The organism is Kitasatospora arboriphila (assembly GCF_039528095.1).
GTDB classification, from domain to species: Bacteria; Actinomycetota; Actinomycetes; order Streptomycetales; family Streptomycetaceae; genus Kitasatospora; species Kitasatospora arboriphila.
This window is the reverse complement of sequence record NZ_BAAALD010000026.1, coordinates 59,789-82,552: the sequence shown is the minus strand read 5'-3', so window position 1 is coordinate 82,552 and position 22,764 is coordinate 59,789. Positions and strand designations below refer to the sequence as shown.

Genomic DNA, 22,764 nt, shown 5'->3' with positions numbered 1-22,764 from the left:
CCCCCCCACCCGCCCCCCCCCCCCCCCCCCCAGGCCGAGACCGCCCGCAGCCTCGGCCTCAGCGACGGCGAGCCTGCGGCGGCCGGCGGGACGGCGGTGCGGGGAAGCGGACATGTCGGTCTCCGAGGGTGAGGAGGTGGGTCTGTCTCTCCGTTGCCGCCGCGCCGCCGGAGGTTGCCGCCGCGCTTCGGGAAGTCGCCCCGGTACCGCGGGAAGTTGCCCGCGCGCACCGGACGTTGCCGCCGCAGCATCCGGGACCTTCGGCCCTCCCCCGCCGGGCGCGGATCTGATGGAGTGTCAGCCGCTCTGCTGCCGGCCGGGTTTGCGAGGAGCCGGGCCGGCGGCAGAGCACCGTACGCACCGCACCGCCCAGGAGGCCTCCTTGCCCGCTCCCGCACCGCACACCGAGGCCGCCATCGCCTCGGTCCGCCGCCAGTCCCCCGGCCGCCGCACGGTGGTCGCCCTGCGCGGCGAGCTCGACCTGCACTCGGCCGGCCGCCTGGAGCCGCGGCTGCTGCCGCTGCTGGAACGCGGCGGCGGCGAGCTGGTGCTCGACCTCGCGGCGGTGACCTTCTGCGACAGTTCCGGCGTGGACCTCTTCCTGCGGCTGAACGGCCGCTGCGCCGCGGACGCCTCGGTGGTGCTGCAGGGGATCCCTCGGCAGCCGTCCCGGGTGATCCGGCTGCTGGGCGCCGACCGGGCACTGCGCTGCGAGTTCGAGCGCACCGCGTAGGCGGGCGCCGGGGCCCGTCAGGCAGGGACGAGCGGCGCCGACCAGACCAGGCGGGTGCCGCCGTCCTGCGGGGCCGAGAGTTCGAAGAGCCCTCCGACGCCGTGGGCCCGCTCGGCGAGGTTCCGCAGTCCGCTGCGCCGCCCCTGCTCGGGGATGCCCACCCCGTCGTCCTGCACGGTGAGCACGACCTGTCCGCCCGCGGCCTGCAGCACCACCTCGACCCGGCCCGCCTTGGCGTGCCGGGCCGCGTTGCTGAGCGCCTCGCCGAGCACGGCCACCACTTCGTCCGCGAGCCGCAGCGGCACGTCGGTGTCGAGCAGCCCCTCCATGCTGAGCCGCGGGGCGAAGCCGAGGGCGGCCTGCGCCTCCCCCACCGCGGCGACCACCCGTGAGCGCAGTCCCTGCCGGGAGTCCTCGCGGGCACGGAGGCCGAAGATGGTCGACCGGATGATCTTGATGGTCTCGTCGAGGTCGGCGACCGCGCGCAGCACCCGGTCTGAGGCGCCGGTGTGCTCGATCACCCGGGCGGCGCTCTGCAGGGTCATGCCGGTCGCGAACAGCCGCTGGATGGCGAGGTCGTGGAGGTCGCGGGCGATCCGGTCGCGGTCCTCCAGCATCGCCAACTGCTCGGCGTCGCGGCGGCGTTCGGCGAGTTCCAGGGCGAGTGCGGCCTGGTCGGCGAAACCGGAGAGCGGGCCGATCTCGCGGTCCGTGAAGGCGGGTTCGCCCGTCCGCCGGGCGAGCAGCAGCACGCCCGGGATGTCGCCCTCCTGCCGGCCGATCGGGACGGCGACGGCCGGGCCGAGGCCGCCGTACCCGGTCGGTCCGACGGCCGGGCCGCCGGCGGGTCCGACGCCGGCCCCGGCTGTCGGCCGGTGGTCGTCCGCCAGAGCGGTCGTGGTCACCGGGTGGCCGCCGGTGACCGCCCGCCCGGGCAGCGAGCCCTCCAGCGGCAGCAGCCGGCCGAGCCGGGCCGCGGTGTCGCCGCCGAGGGCGAGTTCGACGCGCAGCGCCTGCCCGTCGCCGGTCGGGGCGGACATGTCGGCGAGTTCGGCGCCGGTGATGGCCATCGCGCGCTGGGCGATCAGCTCGACGACGTGCGCGCGGGAGGTGCCGGAGAGCAGGCTGCGGGTGATCTCGGCGCTCACCGCCAGCCAGCGCTGCTGCCGCTGCGCCTCCTCGTAGAGCCGCGCGTTGTCGATGGCGACCCCGGCGGCCACCGCGAGGGTGGAGATGACGGACTCGTCGTCGGCGTCGAAGCCCTCGCCGTTGCGCTTGTCGGTGAGGTAGAGGTTGCCGAAGACCTCGTCGCGGACCCGGACGGGCACGCCGAGGAAGGTCCGCATCACGGGGTGGTGCGCGGGGCAGCCGTGCGAGGCGGGGTGCGCGGCGAGGTCCTCCAGCCGGAGCGCCTCGGGCCGGCGGATCAGCTCGCCGAGGATGCCCTTGCCGGTCGGGTACGGGCCGATCTCGGCGATCTCGTCCTCGCCGAGCCCGACGGTGAGGAACTGCGAGAGCGTCTCGCCGTCCGGGCCGATCACGCCGAGTGCCGCGTACTTGGCGTCGACGAGGACGGCGGCCGCCTCGACGATCCGCCGCAGCACATGGGTGAGGTCGAGCTCGCGGCCGACCGAGAGCACGGCCTCCAGCAGACTGTGCACGCGGTCCCGGGTGCCGCGGGCGGCGTCGATCCGGGCCTGCAGTTCCTCCAGCAGTTCGTCGAGCCTCAACTGCGGGATCCGCGGCCTCATCGCGTCCTCGCCCACCGGGTCTCCTCACCCTTCGCCACCGGAGGATCGATTCTTGCAGACCTCGCGCCCGCGGACGGGCCGTCCGGCGGTCGTGGCCGCGGGACGTCCCTCCGGTGCGCGCCCCTGCCGCCGCCCGGGGGCCGGCGATGGCGTGTCGAGGCGGACGATGTCGGCGCCTGCCCCGCCGGGGAAGCCGAACGCGCGGCCGTCGGTGACTTCCCGCCCGGTCGGTCCGGCGCGCCGGCGGACACGCCGCGCGCCCCTGCGGCCGGGCCGGGCCGCGGCCGGGCGTCAAGGACCCGTCAGGGAACGGGCCCGCGGCATCAGGATCGCGTCAACCGGAGGTCCGGCCGGCCGGGGCGGGCGTCCCCTGGAGGCACGGGGCTGGCGAAGGAGGCGCGTCGGTCATGGCCGGAGCGGTACGGGTGGTGGTGGGTCTGGACGGGTCGCCGGAGAGCCTGGCGGCGCTGGAGCGGGCCGTCCGGGAGGCGGCGCGGCGGGAGGCCGTCCTGGTGGCGGTGTCCACCTGGGGTGCGCCGGCGCAGCGTTCCCGTCCGGGTGCGGAGCGTTCGGCGCGGCGGCGGGTGGACGAGTCCTTCGGCAGGCTCCTCGGCGGGTACCCGGCCGGGCTGGTGATCCGTCCGGCCGTGGTGCGGGGCCGGCTCGCTCCGGCACTGGTCGCGGCCGCGGGGCCGGGCGACCTGATCGTGGTCGGCGACGGCGACGGCCGCCTCGTCCGGCTGCTGCACGCCTCGCCCGCCGCGTACTGCCGGGACCGGGCGCGCTGCCCGGTCCTCGCGATACGGCCGGACCGCCGGGTCCACGGCCCCGCGCCGGCCCGGGTCCCCGCGGCCTGAGCCCGGGCCGGCGGTCCGTGACCGGTGGTCAGCCGACGTGGACGTGCGGGCGGCGCGCCGGATCCGACTCGGCCTCGCGGAGCACCTCGCGGGTGACCGGGGCGACCTCGCCCTGGCCGAACAGGAAGAACCGCAGGAACTGGGCGAACGGATTGCCCTCCGTCCACTCGAAGTAGATGTGCGGCTGCTGCCCGGTGGTGTCCCGGACGTGCAGCAGCAGCGCGGCGAGCGCGTTGGGCACGCTGGAGTGCTCCAGGGTGAGCACCCGGAAGCGGTCGTGCAGCACCTCGCCGCGCACCTGCAGTTCGGCCTCGAAGTCGGACGGGTCGCGGACGGTGACCTCGACGAAGACCAGGTCGTCCTCGGCGGGGATCGCGTTGTCCGCGCGGATCTGGTGCAGCTTGTCCCGGTACTCGACGAGGTCGCGGCGGTGCGGCTCGTTGGCGATCAGCCGGATCTCCCGGTGCGTGCCGTCACGGACGAACCGCTCGGCGAGGGTGTCGAGGACGACGTCGGTGACGCGCAGTTCGAAGGCGCGGGCGAGCCGCGAGGCCAGCGAGATCAGCACGATCGCCGCGATGAAGCAGGCGCCGATCTTCACGCCGTCGGGCCGCTCGGCGATGTTCGCGCCCGTGGTGTAGAGGAACACCGCCGCGATCACCGCGAAGCCGATCGCCCAGCGGCGCTCACCGGCCTTGCGGGCCGCGATGGTGACGGCCACGGCGGCCGAGCTGATCAGCACCAGGACGCCGGTCGCGTACGCGCCGCCCTGCTTGTCGACGCTCGCGTCGAAGATCCAGGTGACCAGGAAGGCCACCGCGGTCAGCACCAGCACGGTCGGGCGGACGGCCCGCGCCCAGTGCGGGGCCATGCCGTAGCGCGGCAGGTAGCGCGGCATCAGATTGAGCATGCCGGCCATCGCCGAGGCGCCGGCGAACCAGAGGATGGCGATGGTGGAGATGTCGTAGACGGTGCCGAAGGCGGTGCCGAGGTACTCGTGGGCGAGGTAGGCGAGGGCCCGGCCGTTGGCCGCACCGCCCGGCTCGAAGGCGGGGGCGGGGATCAGCAGGGTGGTGACGAAACTACTGGTGATCAGGAAGACGCTCATGATCAGGGCCGCGGTGGTGAGCAGCTTGCGGGCGCCCCTGATCCGGCCGACCGGCTTCTCCTCGGTGTCCCCGGGATCGCCCTTGATGTGCGGCATCACGGCGACGCCGGTCTCGAAGCCGGACAGGCCGAGGGCGAGCTTGGGGAAGACGATCAGCGAGACGCCGATCATCGCGACCACGTTGCCGTGCTCGGCGGTGAGGGCGTGCGTCCAGTCGGTGATCAGGTCGGGGTCGGAGAGCACCTTCACCAGGCCCGTCGCGACCACCACCACGTTCAGCGCCAGGTAGACGGCCACCAGGAAGACGGCGACACCGATCGCCTCGCTGAACCCCTTGAGGAAGACGGCGCCCAGCAGCGCGATGAGCAGCAGGGTGATCAGCACCTCGCGGCCCTGCAGGCTGCTGGTGAGATGCGGGTTCTCCACCATGTGGGCGGTGGCGTCGGCGGCCGAGAGCGTGATGGTGATGAGGAAGTCGGTGGCGGCGAAGCCCAGCAGCGCCAGCACGAACAGCTTGCCCTGCCAGAAGCTCAGCAGCCGTTCCAGCATGGCGATCGAGCCCTCGCCGTGCGGGCTCTCCTTCGCCACCCGGCGGTACACCGGCAGCGCCCCGCACAGGGTGACGAGGACGAGCACGATGGTGGCCACCGGCGAGAGCAGGCCGGCCGCGAGGGCGGCAATGCCGGGCTGGTAGCCGAGGGTGGAGAAGTAGTCCAGTCCGGTCAGGCACATGACGCGCCACCAGCGCTGGCCGTGCTCCTCGGGCAGTTCGGCGTGCGGGCCGGGGTGCTGCTTGGCGGTGTCCGCCATGCCCTCGAGCATCCAGGCACGGAACCGCGACCGCCTGGACGGTGCCGCGCCCTGGCCCGACGGAGCTGAGACCACCGTTGCACTCCCGTCAGTACAAGGGCACCGGGCCGGCCCGGCGGAGGACCAGGCCAGCGTAAGTGAGCTCCCACCCCGCATCCGGGAGGCCGCCCCGCACCGTCACCCGCCGCCCGTCCACCACCCCCGATCGGCGGCAGGGCTCCTCCACCGGGGAGGGGCGGGGCGGGCGGCCTTCCCACCCGGCGGCTCCGAGGAGTCCGGCGCCCCCTGCCTGCGGCACCGTCCCGGGCGCATCCGGCCGCGGGCTTAAGGTGTGCACGGAAGGGAGGTCGATGTGCGAGGGTTCGGGCATCTGGAGGCCGAGATCATGGAGCGGCTGTGGGCGTGGGACCGGCCCGCGAGCGTCCGCGAGATCGTCGACGACCTCAACCGGACCCGGCCGGTCGCCTACACCACGGTGACCACGGTCGCGGACATCCTCCACCAGAAGGGCTGGCTCAGCCGGCACAAGGAGGGCCGGGCCTGGATCTACGCGCCGACCCGCTCCCGGGCCGCCCACACCGCCGAGCTCATGCGCGACGCCCTCGGGGACACCGGCGACCAGCACGCCGCCCTGCAGTTGTTCGTCGACAGCATGGACAGCACCCAGGCCCGCACCCTGCGCGACATCCTCGACCGGACCGAGAACGGCCGGCCATGACCGTCCTGGTACTCCTGGCCGCGTTCCTGGCCGTCACCGGCTGGCTCGCGCCGCGGCAGCTCGCCCGCAGCGCCTGGGCGCCCCGCGCGCCCCGGGCCGCGATCACCACCTGGGCCGCGCTGATCCTCGCCTGCGCCGCGAACGTCGTCATGCTGGCGCACCGGCTGATCACCGCGGACCACCACGGACGCGGCCCCTTCGGCTGGCTGCTCCCCGCCGGCCTCCGCGGCAGCGGCGGGTCCACCGGCCACGCCCAGGCGTTCTGGATGGGCATGGCGATCCTGGCAGCCCTGTCCGCCGTCGTCCTCACCGCCTGGATCCGCGGCGCCCGCGCCCGGCGCCGGCACCGCGAGCAGCTCGACCTCGTCGCCCGCCGGCACGAGGACGGCTGGCTGGTGATGGACGCCGACGAGCCCGTGGCCTGGTGCGTGGCCGGCGACGGCGGCCGGATCGTCCTCACCGAGGGCGCCCTGCGCATGTCCCCCGCCCACCGCGGCGCCGTCCTCGCCCACGAGGGCGCCCACCTCACCGGCCGCCACCACCTGATCACCTCGGCCGCCGGCGCGCTCGGGCGACGACTGCGCTGGCTGCCCGCCGCCCGCCTCGCCGGACGGGAAGTCCCGGCACTGGTCGAGATGGCCGCCGACGACCGCGCGCTGCGCACCACCACGCCCAGGGTGCTCGCCGAGGCACTGTTCCTGTTCGCCACCGCCCGCACCCGGCCGTCCGCCCTGGGCGCCGGCGACCACGCCGTGGTCGCCCGCGTGCGACGGCTGCTGGAACCGTCGCCGCTGCCGCGCGCGGTGCGCACCGCCTGGTGGGTCGCCGCCGTGGTCCTCCCCGCAACTCCCGTTCTGCTCGCCTGCGGACCTTGACCCCGGGCCCCGGGATGCCGGGTCGCGGGACTTGCCAGGACCCCACCTTCATCTACTAAGTTACTTAGAACATGGAGGCGGGCCGCTGTCGGCCGCCCCCTCCACGACCGCGCCGCGAACAGGCGGAACGACAGTCAGGGAGTGACCACGCATGGGCAACCGCCGCAAGCCCGCGCCGCCGAGCCGGGCCCGGATGGCCATCGTGACCACGGCCGCCGCCGGCTCCGCGATCCTCGCCGCAGGCGGCAACGCGAACGCCGCACCCAAGCCCGACCTCGCCACCGTCAAGGCCCAGGTCGAGGACCTCAACGAGCAGGCCGAGGTCTCCATCGAGAAGTACGACAAGTTCAAGGAGACCCAGCAGCGGCTGCAGAAGGACGCCACCGAACTGCAGAACCAGGTCGCCTCGGCCCAGGACAGGATGAGCGGCCTGCGCGAGCGCCTCTCCGCGGTCGCCGCGGACCAGTACCGCACCGGCAACGTCGACCCCGCCGTCGCGCTGATGTTCTCCTCCGACCCCGACACCTACCTCAAGCGCGCCTCCGCACAGGACATCGCCGCCAGCTCCCAGAGCGACCTGCTGCGACTGCTGCTCGACCAGCAGCGCCGACTCGACCAGCGGCGCGCCGAGGCCACGGCCGTCCTCGGCCGACTCGACACCACCGACCGGGCCCTCGCCGCCGAGAAGAAGCTCGTGCAGACCAGGCTCGCCGAGGCGACCCGGCTGCTGCACAGCCTCTCCGCCGCCGATCAGGCCGAGGTCAACGCGCAGGACGGCCGCTCCTCGCGCGCCACCGCACGCGAGACCTACAACGGCCCGGCCACCGGCCGCGCGGCCGCCGCCGTCCAGTTCGCCTACGCCCAGCTCGGCAAGCCCTACCTGTGGGGCGGCACCGGCCCGAACAGCTTCGACTGCTCCGGGCTGACCGGCGCCGCCTGGCGCACCGCGGGCGTCTCCCTGCCCCGCGTCTCCCAGGACCAGTGGAACGCCGGCCGGCACGTGACGAAGGCCGACCTCCAACCGGGCGACCTCGTCTTCTTCTACTCCGACCTGCACCACGTCGGCATCTACATCGGCGGCGGCAAGATGATCCACGCACCGCGCACCGGCAAGAACATCGAGATCACCCCGATCGACTACATGCCGTACATGGGCGCCGTCCGCCCCTGACGTCCCCCGCCCCGGGGCTCCGCACGGCCCGGCCGGCCGGCTGTGCGAGACGCCTCAGCGGCACCGTCGCCGGGCGGATGCCTTCACGTCCGGAAACCCACGGCCCTTCACCTCTGCAGGTCATCGCTCGCGCCCCCGGGGCTTCAGGGGAAGCGCGGGCAACTCCGGAGCCGAGAGGCGCTCCCCGCCGTAGCCGTGGACCTCGCCGAAGCGCTCGCCCGCCTGCCACTGGTCGCGGGCCTCGGCGATCTCCTCGGCGGTGCGCCCGACGAAGTTCCACCACATGACGAGCTGCTCCTCGAAGGGTTCGCCGCCGAGCAGCAGCAGTGCCGCGTCGGTGCGGGCGAGCAGCGGCAGTTCGCGGCGCCCGCAGCCGAGGTAGAGGATCGAGCCCGGTTCGACCGGGACGCCGTCCACGGCGACGCTGCCGGTCATCGACAGCACCGCGTACTCGAAACCCGGCTCCAGCGGCAGCCGGTGGGCCGCGCCCTCGCGGAGGGCGAGGTCGGCGCCGACCAGGGCGCTGTAGGTGGTGCCCGGCGAGGTGGCGCCGTCCAGCGTGCCGAGGAGGAGCCGCGCGCGCAGCCCGCCCGCGGTGACCTCCGGCAGCTCGGCGTGGTGTTCGAAGGCGGGTTCGGTGTGGCGGTGGGCGTCGGGCAGGGCGACCCAGAGCTGGGCGCCGTGCAGCAGCCGGGCGTGCTCGCGGGGTGATTCCTCGGAGTGCGAGATGGCCCGGCCCGAGGTCATCAGGCCGAGTTCGTACGGCCGGACGGTCTGCAGGCTGCCGAGGCTGTCGCGGTGCAGTACCTCGCCCTCGTGCAGCCAGCTCACCGTCTGGAGTCCCATGTGCGGGTGCGGCGGCACCTGCATGCCGGGCTCGTCGGCGATGTCGTCCGGGCCGTAGTGGTCGACGAAGCACCAGGCGCCGACCATCCGCCGCCCCAGGGTGGGCAGCAGCCGGCGCACCACCGTCGACTCACCGAGCGGCACCTGACGGCCGGCCACCAGCTGCTTCACCGGACCGTCGGAGGCCTCGCCGCCGCAGCGGGAGGCGGCGGGGCGGACGTCGAGGTTGCTCATGCCGCGAGTATCCCCCCGCACCCGGCCGCGGCCCGGCAGGCGCGGGACGGGCGAGCCGCGGCCGGCCCGGGCGATCCCAAGGCCCCGAGCAGCACAGAGCAGCACAGGGCAGCCGCGGCACGGCCGCCTCAGGCCCGGCGGGCGAGGGCCTGGCCGAGGAAGGCGGTGGCGTCGGGGAGGACCCGGCGCCAGAAGCCGTCGGTGTGGGCGCCGCGCGGGAAGTGCGTCTCGGCGGCCCGGTCGGCGAGCTTGCGGGCGGCCGGGCAGAACGGGTCCTCGGTGCCGCACCAGACGGCGAGCCTGCGGGTGAGCGGCCGGTCGAGGTGGCGCAGCGGCTCGTGCGCCTCCCAGTCGGCCTGGTCCTGGTACGCGTCGACGGGCCGGGCGTCCCCCCAGGAGGTGAACAGGGCGGGGCTGAGCAGGGCCGCGGCGGCGAGTCCGCCGTTGCGGGCGCGGGCGTACTGGAGGGCGCCGGAGCCGCCCATGGAGATGCCGAGCACGCCGGTGGGGGCGGCCAGACCGCGGGCGGCGAGCCAGCGGGGGACTTCGTCCAGCAGCATGGCCATCGGGTCGTCCCCGGGGGTGCGGCGGTGCCAGTAGGTGGCCTCGCCGCCGTCCACGGCGACCAGGTGGAAGGGCGGCACGCCCTTGGCGGTGGCGGCGGCCAGGAACTGCGGCAGTCCGAGGTCGACGAGGGCCGCCGCGGAGCCGCCGCGGCCGTGCAGGGCGAGGCAGACCGGCAGGTCGGCTCCGGGCGCGCTGCCGGGCGCGCTGCCGGGCGGGGAGACGACGGTCAGCTCGATGCGGCGGCCGCGGGCCTTGGAGGCGAGCTGGTCGGTGCGGACGGGGCCGGGCTCGACGGCCGGGACGGTGCCGTCCGGGCCGGTCATGCCGATGGCCCGGCGCAGCCGGTCACCCCCGGGCAGCACGTCCTCGATCATGGCGCCGCCGACCGCCGCGGTGCCGACGCCGGCGACCAGCAGCGCCCGCAGGAACCTGCGCCGGCCGGTGCCGGTCTCCGGCTGCTCCGCGGCCGGCGGACCCTCCGGTCCGCCTGCCGGTGCCTCGTCCCCGAGCACGGCGCGCCGCACCCCGCGGGACTGCTCCGGGATCCTCCCGACCTCCGCGGTCGTTCCGGCCGTCCGTTCCTCGCCGCTCGCTCCCAAGGCCCCTCCCCCGATCGATCTTGGGCCCCTACTCTACGGGCCGTCAGTTCCGGCCTCCCCGACCGCCCTTCCGGCAGGCCCCGGCCGCCCTCCGGCCGGTGCGCGGCCCGGACGGCCGCGCCCGCCTCAGTGGCGGCAGGCCCAGTGGGCGCCGGCGGTCGCCGCGTCGGCCTGGGCGCGCAGGGCGCGGACGGCCTCGGCCGGGTCCGCGGCGTTGTAGACGGCGGAGCCGGCGACGAAGACGTCGGCCCCGGCCTCGGCGCAGCGCTCGATGGTGGAGGGGGCGACGCCGCCGTCGACCTGCAGCCACAGGTCGAGACCGTGCTTGGAGATCAGCTCCCGGGTGCGGCGGATCTTGGGCAGCATGATGTCCAGGAAGGCCTGGCCGCCGAAGCCCGGCTCCACGGTCATGATGAGGATCATGTCGAGCTCGGGCAGCAGGTCCTCGTAGGGCTCGATGGGGGTGGCGGGGCGCAGGGCCATCGAGGCGCGGGCGCCCTTGGCGCGGATCTCGCGGGCGAGCCGGACGGGCGCGCTGGCGGCCTCGACGTGGAAGGTGACCGAGCCGGCACCGGCCTCGACGTACTGCGGTGCCCAGCGGTCGGGCTGCTCGATCATCAGGTGGCAGTCGAGCGGGGTGTCGGTGGCCTTGGCGAGGGACTCGACGATCGGCACGCCCAGCGTCAGGTTGGGGACGAAGTGGTTGTCCATCACGTCCACGTGCAGCCAGTCCGCACCGCGGACGGCCTCGGCCTCGTCCGCCAGGCGGGCGAAGTCGGCGGAGAGGATGCTGGGGTTGATCTGCGCCATGTCCGGGTACCTTCACAGCTCGGTGCGGGCGTTCGTCTGCGGCCGCCTCCTCCCATCATCGCGTGAAGCGGTGGCCGGAGGTGAACGCCGGGGCTCCGGGGTGACCCGCATCACAGACCCGATCACCGCAGGTCCGCTCAGGGGGCGACGGCAGCACCGCGTGCGCCCCGGCCCGCACCAGGAGCCGCACGGCTCCGGAGAGGCTGTCAGTCCGTGGCCGAACACGTCCATCCCGCCCGTGCCCTGTGGTGGCTCTTCGAGCCGGTGCACGCCCTCACCTACTTCGCGCCGGAGGGCCGGGCCGCCTACGAGGCGGTCGGCCTGCGCGGTTACTGGCGCGGCTACTTCGGCGGCCGGGCGGCCCCGCTCGGCCCGGTGGACGCGGCCCCGGTGGTCGCCGCCTTCTTCAACTTCGCACCGTCGATGGTCGAGCGGGCCCTGCCGGACATCTGGCACCGGGCCTCGCCGGAGGCGGCGCTGCAGGCGCGGCTCGCGGGGGCGCGGGCCACCCTGGGGCGGGTCCTGGAGGCGGTGAAGCCGGACCTGGTCGACCGCTCGGCGGAGCTGCTGGAGCGCGCGGTCGACGGACTGGACTGCGGCGGCCGGGTGCTGGCCGCCGCCAACGCCGCGCTGGCCCGCCCCGAGGACCGGCTCGGCCGGCTCTGGCAGGCGACGACGGTGCTGCGCGAGCACCGCGGCGACGGCCATGTCGCCGCCCTGGTCTCCGAGGGCCTGGACGGCTGCGAGGCGCTGGTGCTGCGCTGCGCGCTGGACACCCGCCGCGAGGCGCTGCAGCCGCACCGCGGCTGGACGGACGGGCAGTGGGACGCCGCGGCGGCGCGTCTGGCCGAACGGGGCTGGCTGCACGGGGACGGCACCGTCAGCACGGAGGGCCGCGCCCGGCACCGCGCGCTGGAGGCGGCCACCGACCTGGCGGCCGCCCGGGTCTGGGACGGCTTCCACCGCGCCGAGCTGGACGAGCTGGCGGCCGCGCTGCGCCCGATCGCCACGGTGTGCCGGGCCGAGCTGCCGCAGGCCAACCCGATCGGTCTGCCGGCGGCGGGCTGAGGCGACGCGGCGGCACCGGCGGGCACCGGTGCCCGGGTCAGAGCTCGGCGGGCGCCGTCCGGGCGGCGCGGGCGGTCCACCGGCCGTCGTGCCGGGTGATGCTGATGGGGTGTCCGAAGCAGGCGCTGATCAGCTCGGTGGTGACGACCTCCTCGACCGGCCCGGCCGCCACGCACCCGCCCTCGCGCAGCAGCAGGGCGTGGGTGGTGGTCTCGGGCAGTTCCTCCAGGTGGTGGGTGACCAGCACGGTGGCGAGGCCGGGGTGGCGCCCGCGCAGCAGGTCGAGGCTGCCGAGGAGGAGTTCGCGGGCGGTGAGGTCGAGTCCGGTGGCGGGCTCGTCGAGCAGCAGCAGCCGGGGCTGCGGCATCAGGGCCCGGGCGATCAGGGCGCGGCCGCGCTCGCCCTGGGAGAGGGTCGTCCAGGGGTCGTCGGCTCGGTGCGCCATGCCCATGGTGTCCAGCAGGTGTTCGGCGTGCGCGGACTGTTCGGCGGTGGGCCGCCACCGGGGTTCGGGTTCGATGCTGTTGGTGAGTCCGGTCAGCACGACGGTGCGGACGGGCAGCGGGGAGCGCAGCGGGTGGCGCGGGTTGACGTGGCCCAGGTGGGTGCGCAGGGCCCGGATGTCGACCCGGCCGAGCCGCCGGCCGAGGACGTGCACCTCGCCGTGGGTGGGGTGGGAGACCGCGCCGAGCAGGGCGAGCAGGGTGGACTTGCCGGCGCCGTTGGCGCCGAGCAGCGCCCAGTGCTGGCCGGCCTCGACGGTGAGGGAGACGTCCCGCAGCAGGTAGCGGCCGTCGCGCACCACGTCCACGGCGTCGGCGCGCAGCAGCGGCGCGTCGGGCAGCGGTTCGGCACTGGTCACGGCGGCCTCCCGGGCACGGTCGTGGCCGTACGGATCGGTTCCGGCCGGCCTCGGGCATCCGGATGATCTCAGACTTCGGCGGCCGGTGCGTTCGCGTGCCGTCCGTCGGACGGGCCGCCCGCCCGCACCCGCGGGCGCACCGCCCGGAAGGGAGCACGCCCTCCCGGGCGGCGGCCGGGCGGTCTCAGCCCTTCATCAGGGCGTTGAGCTCGCCGTAGTCCAGGGCGTCGGCGAGACCGGTGTAGGTGCCGGTGGCGGCCAGTTCGGCGGCGACCTTGCGGACGACCGCGTACGCGGCCTCGGCCACCGAGGAGCCGAGGCTCACCCGGGCGACGCCGAGGCCGGACAGCTCCGCCACGGACGGGGCGCCGGGGCCGGCGAGGATGTTGACGGGGGCGTCGATGCCCGCGGTCAGGGCGGCGACGACCGCGGGGTCGGTGACGCCGGGGACGAAGATGCCGGTGGCGCCGGCCTCCAGGTAGGCGGCGGCGCGCTCGATCGTCTCCTTGAGCCGGGTCTCCCCGGTCCCGACGGCGCGGAGGTAGGTGTCCACGCGGGCGTTGATGTAGAGGGGGATGTCGGCGTCGTCGGCGGCCCGGCGGGCCGCGGCGATCCGTTCGGCCTGTTCCTCGGTCGGCCGCAGGCCGGGGCCGCCGTCCGTACGGGCGTCCTCGATGTTGATGCCGACGGCGCCGGCCGCGAGGACCTCGGCGACGGTGGCGGCGACGTCGGCCGGGGTGGCGCCGAAGCCGCTCTCGATGTCGGCGGTCACCGGGACGGACACGGCGGCCGTCACCCGGCCGATCAGGGCGATCGCCCGGTCGCGGTCGAGGTGGTTGCCGTCCGCGGCGCCGAGTCCCCAGGCGACGCCGGCGCTGGTGGTGGCGACGGCCTTGGCGCCGGCCGCCTCGACCAGGCGGGCGCTGGCGGCGTCCCAGGCGTTGGCCAGGGCCAGCGGCGCGGCGGAGTCGTGGAGCGAACGGAACAGCTGGGCCTTCTGGTGCTGTGCAGTCATGTCCCGTATTGGACCAAGGCGGTGGGGCCGGCCGCTCGCGGTTTCGCGACACGGCCGTCGATCGGGGGGTGCCGGACCTGCTCGGCCGGGCGGGTTCCGGCCCGCTCGGCCCGGCGGAGGATTCCGGCCTACTCGGCCCGGCGCGGGGTGGGCGGCCCGAGGACGACGCCGCGGCCGGCGTAGAAGCGTTCCAGGTCGGGCCAGGGCACCCGGGCGTGCTGCTGCGACTCGCCGGGGAAGCCGGAGGGGTTGTGGATCAGCAGGGCGTCGTCGTCCGCGCCGACGGCGAGCACCAGGTGGCCGCCGGTCCGGGGCGGGGCCGGTTCCAGGGTGCGGATCGACGGGTGGACGGAGATCATCGGCAGTCGGCCGGCGTCGAGGTGGTCGCGGAGCTCCGCGGCCGGCAGCGGGGCGCGGGCGTCCGCGGACAGGCCCCAGCGCCCGCGGACGTACGCCGCGAAGGGGGCGTGGACGAGCCCGTCGAGCCGCCCGTCGGGGTGCCGGACGTAGGCGCCGGCCTCTCGGCTCTCCTCGGCGAGCCGCACGATCGGCGGGGCGACGCCCCACCAGTGGTCGAGCGCCATCCGCAGGCAGGCCATGCCGCAGGCGCGCCACGACCAGTACGCGTACTCGTCCGGGTCCGGCGCGCCCGACTCCTCCCAGCGCGGGTCGTCCTCGGCGAGGACGGTGCCGGCCAGGATGTCGGGGACGAGCTCGGGGGATTCCCACTGCGCGTAGTAGGGAACCGGGTGGCTGATCGGCTGCACAATGATCATTCTGACGCACGGCGGGACGGCCCGCCTCGCCGGTGGGGCCCGGACGCGCACGCCGCCCGGCACGTCCGGGCCGTGCGTCTGCGCCCCACCGGCCCGCGGCTCAGACGATGCCGGCGCCCCGCAGCAGCCAGCGGTTGGTGCGGCCGACCAGCCCGGCGCGGTCGAGCACGCCGACCACCTTGGCGGCCATCTCGGTCTTGGCGGCCCGCCAGTTCGGGTTCCGCTTCGCGGCCCGGCGGCCCTCCTTGGGGTCGATGCCGACGGCGGCGTACACCCGCGGGTTGATCAGGTGGGTGGTGGCGACGTGGATCACGATGCCCATCAGCAGCTGCTCGACCCGGCGGCGGACGGGCCCGAGGTCCTGGCGGACGAGCTCCTCGCGGGCGTAGGTGATGTGCCGGGACTCCTCGATGACGTGGATCCGGGCGACCTGGCGGGAGAGCGGCTGGAGCGACTCGTCGGCCATCATCTCGCGCTGGAAGGCGTCCAGGATCTCCTCGACGTACATCGTCCCGCCGAAGGTCTGGCTGTGCGTGGAGATCGCCTTGAACACCCGCCCGAGCTCGTGGGCGAGCCGGCCCGGGCCGTAGGCGGGCGCGCCCATCCACGCGATCATGCGGGCGAACATCACCGAGTGCCGGCACTCGTCGGCGATCTCGGTCAGCGCGTACTGGACGTGCGCGGTGGTCGGGTCCCGGTCGAAGGCGTGCCGCAGCAGCATCTGCATGAGGATCTCCTCGAACCAGATGCCGACGCTGGCGACGGCGGCCACCTCGTGCTTGCTGAGCTCGATCCGCTGCTCTTCGCTGAGGCGCTCCCACAGGTCGGTGCCGTAGAGGGAGATCCGCTGCGGCGCGATGTAGTAGGCGCCGGGCACGGGTCGGCTGTCCCAGTCGACGTCCTTCAGCGGGTCGAAGGACAGCTTGGCGGAGGAGGCGAGGAGGCGCTCGGCGGTGCGCCGGCGCTGCACGTCGCGCTCCTCCAGGACGGCTGCGGTGGCCTTGCGCGCGGTGGTCGCCATGGGGGTCCGCTCCTCGGTCGCTCGGGTGGGGTCTGCCAGGACCGTAGACCGTATTAGATTGACCGTCAATAACTCGCGCAGCAAAGACCGCCCGGCACCCGGGGGCCCGGCCGGGCCGTCTCTTTCGGATCTTGCCGGATCGGCGTGCGGCGGTGGGCGCCCGGCCGGGCGTGCCGGCGGATCGGCCTCGTACTGGACCGTACTCGGACGATGCGCCGGTGCGTCCGGCCGGGGGCACCTCCCGGCCGGAGGCCGGGGGGGGGAGGATGCCCGGCGTCGCGCGCCCGGCAAGATCCGAACGAGACGGCCTAGAGGTCGATGCCGAAGACGTAGACGGTGTCGGACGCCCGGTCGAGCCAGAAGGACGCGTGGGCCGGGGCCTGCGGGGCCAGTTCGGCGTCGAGCGAGGGGCAGCCGATCCAGGACGCGCCCTCGGGCCCCTTCCCGGCGAGCTCCTTCTGCCAGTAGCTGGTGAGGTCCGGCGCCGCCAGCGGCGCGCACTCCCGACCCGCCGTCAGTTCGGCGATCCGGCCGGGCGGCAGCCGGAAGAAGCCGGCCAGCCCCGGGTCCGGCGAGGGCAGCAGGTCGCGCGGCCCGTCGGTGGACCGCCAGGTCCCGGAGACGGCCGGCCCGAGCCGGGGGAACACCTCGTCGAACCAGTCGGTCGAGGTGTACCGGTCCTCCGCGCGCGCCTCGTCCCGCTGGACGACCAGCGTGCACCCGCCCAGGACGACCGCCCAGAACGCGGCGAACACCCCGGTCACCACCCACACCGACCTCGGCACCGCGCGCCGCTGCGCCTCCATGACGCCACCCCTCCCCCGTGTCCTGCCCGGACTCGCCCGCCCGGGCAGGACATCCGTTCTACCAGGCGTAGTCCTCCGGTGCGGTGCGGTGGCCCGGGAAGATCTCGTCGAGGCGCTCCAGCGCCTTGGCGTCCAGGGTCACGTCCAGCGCGCGGTTGGCGGCGTGCAGCTGGTCCAGGGTGCGCGGGCCGACGATCGGCGCGGTGACGCCCTCGCGGGAGAGCAGCCAGGCCAGCGCCACGTCACCGGGCTCGTGGCCGAGTTCGGCGGCGAGGTCCTCGTACGCCGCGATCTGCCCGCGGTGCTTCTCCAGGGTCTCGGCGGACCGGCCGGAGGCCCGGCGGACCCCTTCGCGCTCCTTGCGGAGCACTCCGCCGAGCAGGCCGCCGTGCAGCGGCGACCACGGGATCAGGCCGAGGCCGTAGTGCTGGGCGGCGGGCAGGACCTCCAGCTCGACGCTGCGCTCCAGCAGGTTGTAGAGCGACTGCTCGCTGGTCAGGCCGAGGAAGTTGCGGGCCCGGGCGGTCTCCTGGGCACGGGCGATGTGCCAGCCGGCGAAGTTGCTCGACCCCACGTAGATGATCTTGCCCTGGGCGGTCAGCACCTCCATCGCCTGCCAGATCTCCTCCCACGGAGTGGCCCGGTCGACGTGGTGCATCTGGTACAGGTCGATGTGGTCGGTCCGCAGCCGCTTGAGGCTGGCGTCCACGGCGCGGCGGATGTTGAGCGCGGAGAGCCGGCCCTCGTTGGGCCACTCCCCCATGTCGCCGTAGAGCTTGGTCGCGATCACCGTCCGCTCGCGGCGCCCGCCGCCCTGGGCGAACCAGTTGCCGATGATCTCCTCGGTGCGGCCCTTGTTCTCGCCCCAGCCGTAGACGTTGGCGGTGTCGAAGAAGTTGATGCCCAGCTCGTGGGCGGTGTCCATGATCCGGTGGGCGTCGGCCTCCTCGGTGTGCGGACCGAAGTTCATGGTGCCGAGGCAGAGCCGGGAGACGGTGAGGCCGGTGCGGCCGAGGTGGGTGAACTCCATGATTCCCACCCTCGGCCACACCGGCGGCCGCTGTCCAGGTTTTCGTTCAGGCGGTGGATCAATTCCGCCCGCCCGGACGGCCCGCACGGACCGCCCGCCCGCGGCCGCCGGGCACGAGGCCTCAGGCGGTGCGCCGCAGCAGCGCGAGGTACATCGCGTCGGTGCCGTGCAGGTGCGGCCAGAGCTGGACGTCGGGGCCCTCGCCGAGCCCGGGCAGGCCGGGCAGCAGCGGCCGGGCGTCGATCCACTCCACGCCGCTCTCGCCGCGCAGCACGTCGTCGACCACGGCACGGGTCTCGGCGAGGTGCGGCGAGCAGGTGGCGTAGCCGACCACGCCGCCGACCCGGGCGGCCCGGATCGCACCGCGCAGCAGGTCCCGCTGGAGCGGGCCGAAGCCGGCGATGTCCTCGGGACGGCGGCGCCAGCGGGCTTCCGGGCGGCGGCGCAGCGCGCCGAGGCCGGAGCAGGGCACGTCGACCAGGACGCGGTCGAAGCTGCCGGGCGCCCAGGCGGGCCGGGTACCGTCGGCGGCGATCACGGTGTACGGGCCGGGGTTGCCGGCGAGCGCGCGGGCCACCAGCCGGGCGCGGTGCGGCTGCTTCTCGGAGGCGACCAGGGCGGCACCGCGTTCGGCGGCGATCGCGCCGAGCAGCGCGGCCTTGCCGCCGGGTCCGGCGCAGCCGTCCAGCCAGACCCTGTCCGGCCCGTCGAGCGGCGCCGCGGCGAGCGCGAGGGCGACCAGCTGGCTGCCCTCGTCCTGGACGCCGGCCCGGCCCTCGCGGACGGCGGTCACCCCGGCCGGGTCGGCGCCCTCGGCGAGCCGCAGCGCGTACGGGGACCAGCGGCCGTCCACGCCCTCCGGCAGGGCCTCGCGGAGTTCGTCGACGGTGGCGCGGCCGGGGCGGGCGACGAGGGTGACCTCGGGCCGGTCGTTGTCGGCGCGCAGCAGGTCCTCGACGGCGGCGCGGCCGGAGGCGTCCGGCTGCCAGCGGCCGAGGGCGTCCCAGAGCGAGGAGACCACCCAGCGCGGGTGCGAGTGGACGACGGCGAGGTGGTCCTCGGCGTCCTCGTCGTACGGCGGGGCGACCTGCTCGATCCAGGCGTCGAGGTCCTGTGCGCTGATCCGGCGGAGCACCGCGTTGACGAACTTGGCCCGGCCGTCGCCGAGCACCACCCGGGCGAGTTCGACGGTGGCGGAGACCGCGGCGTGGCTGGGGATCCGGGTGGCGAGCAGCTGGTGGGCGCCGAGCGCGAGCACGTCGAGCACCGGCGGGTCGACCTCGCGCAGCGGCCGGTCGATGCAGGCGGCGATGATCGCGTCGTAGGTGCCCTGCTGGCGCAGGGTGCCGTAGACCAGTTCGGTGGCGAGGGCGGCGTCGCGGCGCTCCATGCCCTTCTGCTCGGCCTCGCGCAGCAGCGGCGGCAGGACGAGGTTGGCGTAGGCGTCGCGCTCGTCGACGGCGCGCAGGGCGCGGAAGGCGACGATCCGGGCCGGGTCCTTCTTGGGGCGGCGGTGCGGGCGGGGGGCGCGCTTGGCGCTGGGCGTGGTCACGTGGTGCCTCGAATGTGCTGCGGACGGAAGGTCTGGCGGGCGAAGAGGTGGGGCGGGTCCGGAACGGGGTCAGTCGCCGAGTCGCTCGCCGGACTCGATGCGGACCCCCCGGGCCCAGTCTGCCGCGCGCATCTGCTTCTTGCCCTGCGGCTGGACCTCGCCGAGCTCGATGTCGTGGCTGCCGGTGCCGACCCGGACGCTGTGCTTGGCCACGGCCATCTCGCCGGGGGCGAGTTCGGCGGAGCCGGGGAGCAGGGTGACCGGGCCGGCCAGCTTGAGGCGCTCGCCGCGGAAGACCGTCCAGGCGCCGGGGGCGGGAGCGCAGCCGCGGACGAGCCGGTCGACGCGCAGCGCCGGGTGGCTCCAGTCGATCCGGGCGTCCTCGACGTTGATCTTGGGGGCGACGGTGACGCCGTCGGCGGGCTGGGGCACGGCGTGCAGGGCGCCGTCCTCGATGCCGTCCATGGTGGCGGCGAGCAGCCGGGCGCCCGAGTGCGAGAGCCGGGTGAGCAGGTCGCCGCTGGTGTCGGCGGGCCGGATCTCCTCGGTGACGACGCCGTAGAGCGGGCCGGAGTCGAGGCCCTCCTCGATCTGGAAGGTCGAGGCGCCGGTGACCTCGTCGCCGGCCATCACCGCGTGCTGCACGGGGGCGGCGCCGCGCCAGGCGGGCAGCAGCGAGAAGTGCAGGTTGACCCAGCCGTGGCGGGGGATCTCCAGGGCGGCGGGGCGCAGCAGGGCGCCGTAGGCGACGACCGGGCAGCAGTCCGGGGCGAGTTCGGTGAGCCGGGCGAGGAAGTCCGGGTCGCTGGGCTTCGCCGGCCGCAGCACCTCGATGCCGGCCTCCTCGGCGCGCCGGGCGACCGGGCTGGCGACCGTGCGGCGACCGCGGCCGGAGACCGCGTCGGGGCGGGTCACCACGGCGACCACCTCGTGCCGGTCGGAGGCCAGCAGGGCGTCCAGGGCGGGGACGGCGACCTCGGGGGTGCCGGCGAAGACGAGGCGCATGGGTGCCTTTCTCGGAGGGGGCGTGCTCCGGCCCGGCGGGCGCGCGGCCCGGCGGGTGGAGGAGGTGGTCAGCGGGCGGAGCCGAAGGTGGAGTGCGGCGATATCCGGACGGTCGGCGCCGGGCCGTCGCCCCAGTCGGCCTCGCGGATCGCCTTGAGCGCGGCCTTGCGGGTCTCGCGGTCGAGGCGGTCGATGAAGACGATGCCGTCGAGGTGGTCGGTCTCGTGCTGGATGCAGCGGGAGAGCAGCTCGGTGCCCTCGATCGTCACCGGGTCGCCGTACATGGTGAAACCCTTGGCGACGACGCCGTGGGCGCGCTTGGTGTCGAAGCGCAGGCCCGGCAGCGACAGGCAGCCCTCGGGGCCGTCCTGCTCCTCGTCGGTGAGCGACAGGTCGGGGTTGATCAGGTGGCCCACCACGCCGTCGACGTTGTAGGTGAACACCCGCAGGGAGATGCCCAGTTGGGGCGCGGCGAGGCCGGCGCCGGGGGCGTCGAGCATGGTGTCGGTGAGGTCCTTGACCAGGCGCCGCAGTTCCTTGTCGAAGGTGGTCACCGGCTTGGCCTTCGTCCGGAGCACCGGGTCGCCGAAGATCCTGATCGGCTGGATCGCCATGACTGCGGGGGCTCCTCGGGACGTCGGCGGCAGGGAGGCGTACCTGCAGAGTCTATGCAATGGGCGCCGTACGCCGGGCCGGGGTTCGGCGAGGTCGGCGCGGGTGGGCGTGCGCCGGGGGCGCCCGGCGGCCGTCCCGGTCGTGCCCCACCGACCTTCTCGGACGGGCGCGTTACCCGGGCCAGGGGTCGGGCGTTGGTCAAGTGGAATTGACCGGGACGCACGGCGTCGCGGTCCACGCCGACCGTACGGAGAGGTGGCGCAGAGGCCATGGCCGAGCAGATCAACCACGATGCGCGGGCGCGGGCGAGCCTGCACCTGCTGGTGCGGGACATCGAGCGGGTGAGGCGCCAGGTGGACGCGCTGCGCACCCTGACCGCCCAACTGGGCAACGTCTACCGGCCCCGGCGGCCCAGCACCTCGGCGGGCTTCGTGGTGTACGGGCGGGCGCCCGCCCCGACCGTCCGGCTGGCGCAGGAGCTGCGCGAGAGCGTGGAGACGCTGGTGGCGGCGGCGGTCGAGTTCGACCGGGCGCTCGGCTTCTCCTGGGACTCGGTGGGCTCCGCGCTGGGCGTCACCAAGCAGGCGGTGCACCGCCGGTACGGCATGCGCCGGCCGGCCACCGAGCTGCTCGCGGCGGCCTCCGTCCCGGCGCCGCACGACGAGCGTGCGCCCGAGCCGCTCCACGAGCGGGCCGAGGCGCCCGTGCCCGGCCCCCTCCCCCGGCAGCGGCCGCAGGCCCGGCAGGGCGGCCTGGCCGCCCAGCCGGACGCCCGCGTCGCCCGCTGAGGCCCGGGCACCGCGGACCCGCCGGAACCGCGGCCCCTCGCCCCCGTCCGGGCGCGCGCAGGCCGCGGGGCGGGCCCGTCAGCCGCGGATCTCGTAGGCCCTGGCCCGGTCCGTGACGTCGGCGAGCAGCGGCTCCACCAGCTTCATCAGGTCGCCGTAGTCGGCGACCCGGCCGTCGGACCACTGCCCGAGGCCGGCGACCACGGCCCGCCCGACCCCGGAGAAGGCCTGCACCAGACCGCTGTCCGCCGCGAGCGTCGGCAGGCCGGATCCGGGCGGCGGCGCCTGCGCGCCGACCTGGTACGAGTCGTAGTTCAGCCCCAGCCGGGTGACCAGCTTCACGGTGTCGACCTGGTCCTTCATGGTGAAGACCGCCAGGTTGAACTGGTTGTTCCGGGCGTCCTTGTACAGCGCGATCTGGTGGCCGAGGCAGCCCTTGCTCTCGGCGATCATGGCCGCGAGGTCCGGGCCCACCGAGGTCGGCTCGGGGCAGGTCCCGAGGTCCTTGGACGCGACCCTGGTGTACACCGCGCCGGACGCGGTCTTCACCGTGGCGGGGAAGAGCTCGGCCAGCGGCGCCGGCGGGCGGCCGGAGAGCCGGGCGGCGGCCGACCCGGACGGCGCGGCGGACGCGGTGGCGGCGGACGCGGTGGCGGGCTTCGCGCCGGCGGTGGCGGCCGGGGCTGCCGACTGCTTCCCGTCGCCCTCCGGGCCCACCAGCTGGAAGGCGATCACGGTCAGCACCGCGGCGGTCGCGGCCAGCGCGGCGTTCCGCGGCCACACCCGCTTCGGCGGGGGCGGCGGTGCGCCGGGCCGCAGCAGGCCCGGCACCGGCCCCTCCTTCACCGGCGCGGCGCGGACGAAGTCCTCGTCCAGCACCACGTCGAACGGGTCGTCGGACGGCCCCTCCGGGCCCGGCGCACTGTCGCTGATCGGCACGGGCCCACCCTAGTGATCACCACCCCGCCGCAGGTCACGGCGTGATCACCATTCACGGCGCCCGGGCACCGGGCCCCGCCCCTCCTCACCCGGGCCCGTCCAGCACACCCCGCCCAGCACCCACCACCCCCACCAACACGAAACGACCCCGCCGACCGGCCGCAGCCGTAACGCCCAGCACCCGGGCCCTACCTCAGCCGAGCACGTC

Annotated in this window: 22 protein-coding genes; 7 read left to right on the top strand and 15 right to left on the bottom strand. The window is 75.3% G+C overall.

What is annotated here, in order from left to right; all coding sequences use genetic code 11:
- Window positions 1–382: 382 nt before the first annotated feature.
- Entirely contained in the window at window positions 383–733 is a 351-nt protein-coding gene (locus ABD353_RS15960; protein WP_344624252.1) for an STAS domain-containing protein, read from the top strand.
- A gap of 17 nt (window positions 734–750) precedes the next feature.
- Here ABD353_RS15960 and ABD353_RS15955 read toward each other — a convergent pair whose 3' ends face one another.
- Window positions 751–2,484 (bottom strand): sensor histidine kinase, encoded by a 1,734-nt coding sequence (locus ABD353_RS15955; RefSeq protein WP_344624255.1) that lies wholly within the window; start codon window positions 2,482–2,484, stop codon window positions 751–753.
- Between the two features lie 407 nt (window positions 2,485–2,891).
- On the opposite strand from ABD353_RS15955, the gene ABD353_RS15950 reads away from it, so the two are divergent.
- Window positions 2,892–3,341, top strand: a complete 450-nt coding sequence (locus tag ABD353_RS15950; RefSeq protein ID WP_344624251.1) for a universal stress protein — start codon at window positions 2,892–2,894, stop codon at window positions 3,339–3,341.
- A 28-nt stretch (window positions 3,342–3,369) separates the two neighbouring features.
- On the opposite strand, the gene ABD353_RS15945 is transcribed toward ABD353_RS15950, so the two are convergent.
- Window positions 3,370–5,259: an APC family permease gene (locus tag ABD353_RS15945; protein WP_425555167.1), complete on the bottom strand. Its 1,890-nt coding sequence runs from the start codon at window positions 5,257–5,259 to the stop codon at window positions 3,370–3,372.
- A gap of 352 nt (window positions 5,260–5,611) precedes the next feature.
- On the opposite strand from ABD353_RS15945, the gene ABD353_RS15940 reads away from it, so the two are divergent.
- The 3 genes from ABD353_RS15940 (at window position 5,612) to ABD353_RS15930 (ending at window position 8,023) form a co-directional block, all read left to right on the top strand.
- A complete protein-coding gene (locus tag ABD353_RS15940) occupies window positions 5,612–5,977 on the top strand; it encodes a BlaI/MecI/CopY family transcriptional regulator (protein ID WP_344624249.1) in 366 nt (121 codons plus the stop codon).
- A complete protein-coding gene (locus ABD353_RS15935; protein WP_344624248.1) occupies window positions 5,974–6,852 on the top strand; it encodes a M56 family metallopeptidase in 879 nt (292 codons plus the stop codon). Before ABD353_RS15940 ends, ABD353_RS15935 begins: the two co-directional genes overlap by 4 nt.
- 151 nt (window positions 6,853–7,003) lie before the next feature.
- Window positions 7,004–8,023 (top strand): C40 family peptidase, encoded by a 1,020-nt coding sequence (locus ABD353_RS15930; protein WP_344624247.1) that lies wholly within the window; start codon window positions 7,004–7,006, stop codon window positions 8,021–8,023.
- A gap of 120 nt (window positions 8,024–8,143) precedes the next feature.
- Here ABD353_RS15930 and ABD353_RS15925 read toward each other — a convergent pair whose 3' ends face one another.
- The 3 genes from ABD353_RS15925 to rpe form a co-directional block, all read right to left on the bottom strand.
- Window positions 8,144–9,103 carry a pirin family protein gene (locus tag ABD353_RS15925; RefSeq protein ID WP_344624246.1) on the bottom strand — a complete coding sequence of 320 codons (960 nt, stop codon included), beginning with the start codon at window positions 9,101–9,103 and terminating at the stop codon, window positions 8,144–8,146.
- A 128-nt stretch (window positions 9,104–9,231) separates the two neighbouring features.
- The gene (locus ABD353_RS15920) at window positions 9,232–10,269 is read right to left on the bottom strand and encodes an alpha/beta hydrolase (RefSeq protein ID WP_344624245.1); all 1,038 of its coding nucleotides are present in this window, start codon (window positions 10,267–10,269) and stop codon (window positions 9,232–9,234) included.
- Between the two features lie 126 nt (window positions 10,270–10,395).
- The gene (rpe, locus tag ABD353_RS15915; protein ID WP_344624244.1) at window positions 10,396–11,079 is read right to left on the bottom strand and encodes a ribulose-phosphate 3-epimerase; all 684 of its coding nucleotides are present in this window, start codon (window positions 11,077–11,079) and stop codon (window positions 10,396–10,398) included.
- A gap of 213 nt (window positions 11,080–11,292) precedes the next feature.
- On the opposite strand from rpe, the gene ABD353_RS15910 reads away from it, so the two are divergent.
- A complete protein-coding gene (locus ABD353_RS15910) occupies window positions 11,293–12,147 on the top strand; it encodes an SCO6745 family protein (protein WP_344624243.1) in 855 nt (284 codons plus the stop codon).
- Between the two features lie 37 nt (window positions 12,148–12,184).
- On the opposite strand, the gene ABD353_RS15905 is transcribed toward ABD353_RS15910, so the two are convergent.
- The 9 genes from ABD353_RS15905 to def all read right to left on the bottom strand — a co-directional run bounded on the left by ABD353_RS15905 (window position 12,185) and on the right by def (window position 20,828).
- Window positions 12,185–13,009: an ABC transporter ATP-binding protein gene (locus ABD353_RS15905; RefSeq protein WP_344624242.1), complete on the bottom strand. Its 825-nt coding sequence runs from the start codon at window positions 13,007–13,009 to the stop codon at window positions 12,185–12,187.
- A 184-nt stretch (window positions 13,010–13,193) separates the two neighbouring features.
- Window positions 13,194–14,024: an isocitrate lyase/PEP mutase family protein gene (locus tag ABD353_RS15900; protein WP_344624241.1), complete on the bottom strand. Its 831-nt coding sequence runs from the start codon at window positions 14,022–14,024 to the stop codon at window positions 13,194–13,196.
- Between the two features lie 128 nt (window positions 14,025–14,152).
- Complete coding sequence (locus ABD353_RS15895) at window positions 14,153–14,791, bottom strand: C39 family peptidase (RefSeq protein ID WP_425555166.1); 639 nt, start codon at window positions 14,789–14,791, stop codon at window positions 14,153–14,155.
- A 109-nt stretch (window positions 14,792–14,900) separates the two neighbouring features.
- Window positions 14,901–15,821, bottom strand: coding sequence for an AurF N-oxygenase family protein (locus ABD353_RS15890; protein WP_344624239.1), 921 nt, complete (start codon window positions 15,819–15,821; stop codon window positions 14,901–14,903).
- Window positions 15,822–16,129: 308 nt separating this feature from the next.
- Complete coding sequence (locus tag ABD353_RS15885; protein WP_344624238.1) at window positions 16,130–16,627, bottom strand: hypothetical protein; 498 nt, start codon at window positions 16,625–16,627, stop codon at window positions 16,130–16,132.
- Between the two features lie 58 nt (window positions 16,628–16,685).
- The gene (locus ABD353_RS15880) at window positions 16,686–17,657 is read right to left on the bottom strand and encodes an aldo/keto reductase (protein WP_344624237.1); all 972 of its coding nucleotides are present in this window, start codon (window positions 17,655–17,657) and stop codon (window positions 16,686–16,688) included.
- 121 nt (window positions 17,658–17,778) lie between these two features.
- A complete protein-coding gene (locus ABD353_RS15875; RefSeq protein WP_344624236.1) occupies window positions 17,779–19,209 on the bottom strand; it encodes an RsmB/NOP family class I SAM-dependent RNA methyltransferase in 1,431 nt (476 codons plus the stop codon).
- A 69-nt stretch (window positions 19,210–19,278) separates the two neighbouring features.
- Entirely contained in the window at window positions 19,279–20,214 is a 936-nt protein-coding gene (gene fmt / locus ABD353_RS15870) for a methionyl-tRNA formyltransferase (protein WP_344624235.1), read from the bottom strand.
- A gap of 68 nt (window positions 20,215–20,282) precedes the next feature.
- Window positions 20,283–20,828 carry a peptide deformylase gene (gene def, locus ABD353_RS15865; RefSeq protein WP_344624234.1) on the bottom strand — a complete coding sequence of 182 codons (546 nt, stop codon included), beginning with the start codon at window positions 20,826–20,828 and terminating at the stop codon, window positions 20,283–20,285.
- A 270-nt stretch (window positions 20,829–21,098) separates the two neighbouring features.
- Between def and ABD353_RS15860 the strand changes: the two genes are divergently transcribed.
- Window positions 21,099–21,617 (top strand): hypothetical protein, encoded by a 519-nt coding sequence (locus ABD353_RS15860; protein ID WP_344624233.1) that lies wholly within the window; start codon window positions 21,099–21,101, stop codon window positions 21,615–21,617.
- Window positions 21,618–21,695: 78 nt separating this feature from the next.
- On the opposite strand, the gene ABD353_RS15855 is transcribed toward ABD353_RS15860, so the two are convergent.
- Window positions 21,696–22,556 (bottom strand): hypothetical protein, encoded by an 861-nt coding sequence (locus ABD353_RS15855; RefSeq protein WP_344624232.1) that lies wholly within the window; start codon window positions 22,554–22,556, stop codon window positions 21,696–21,698.
- Window positions 22,557–22,764 lie beyond the last annotated feature (208 nt).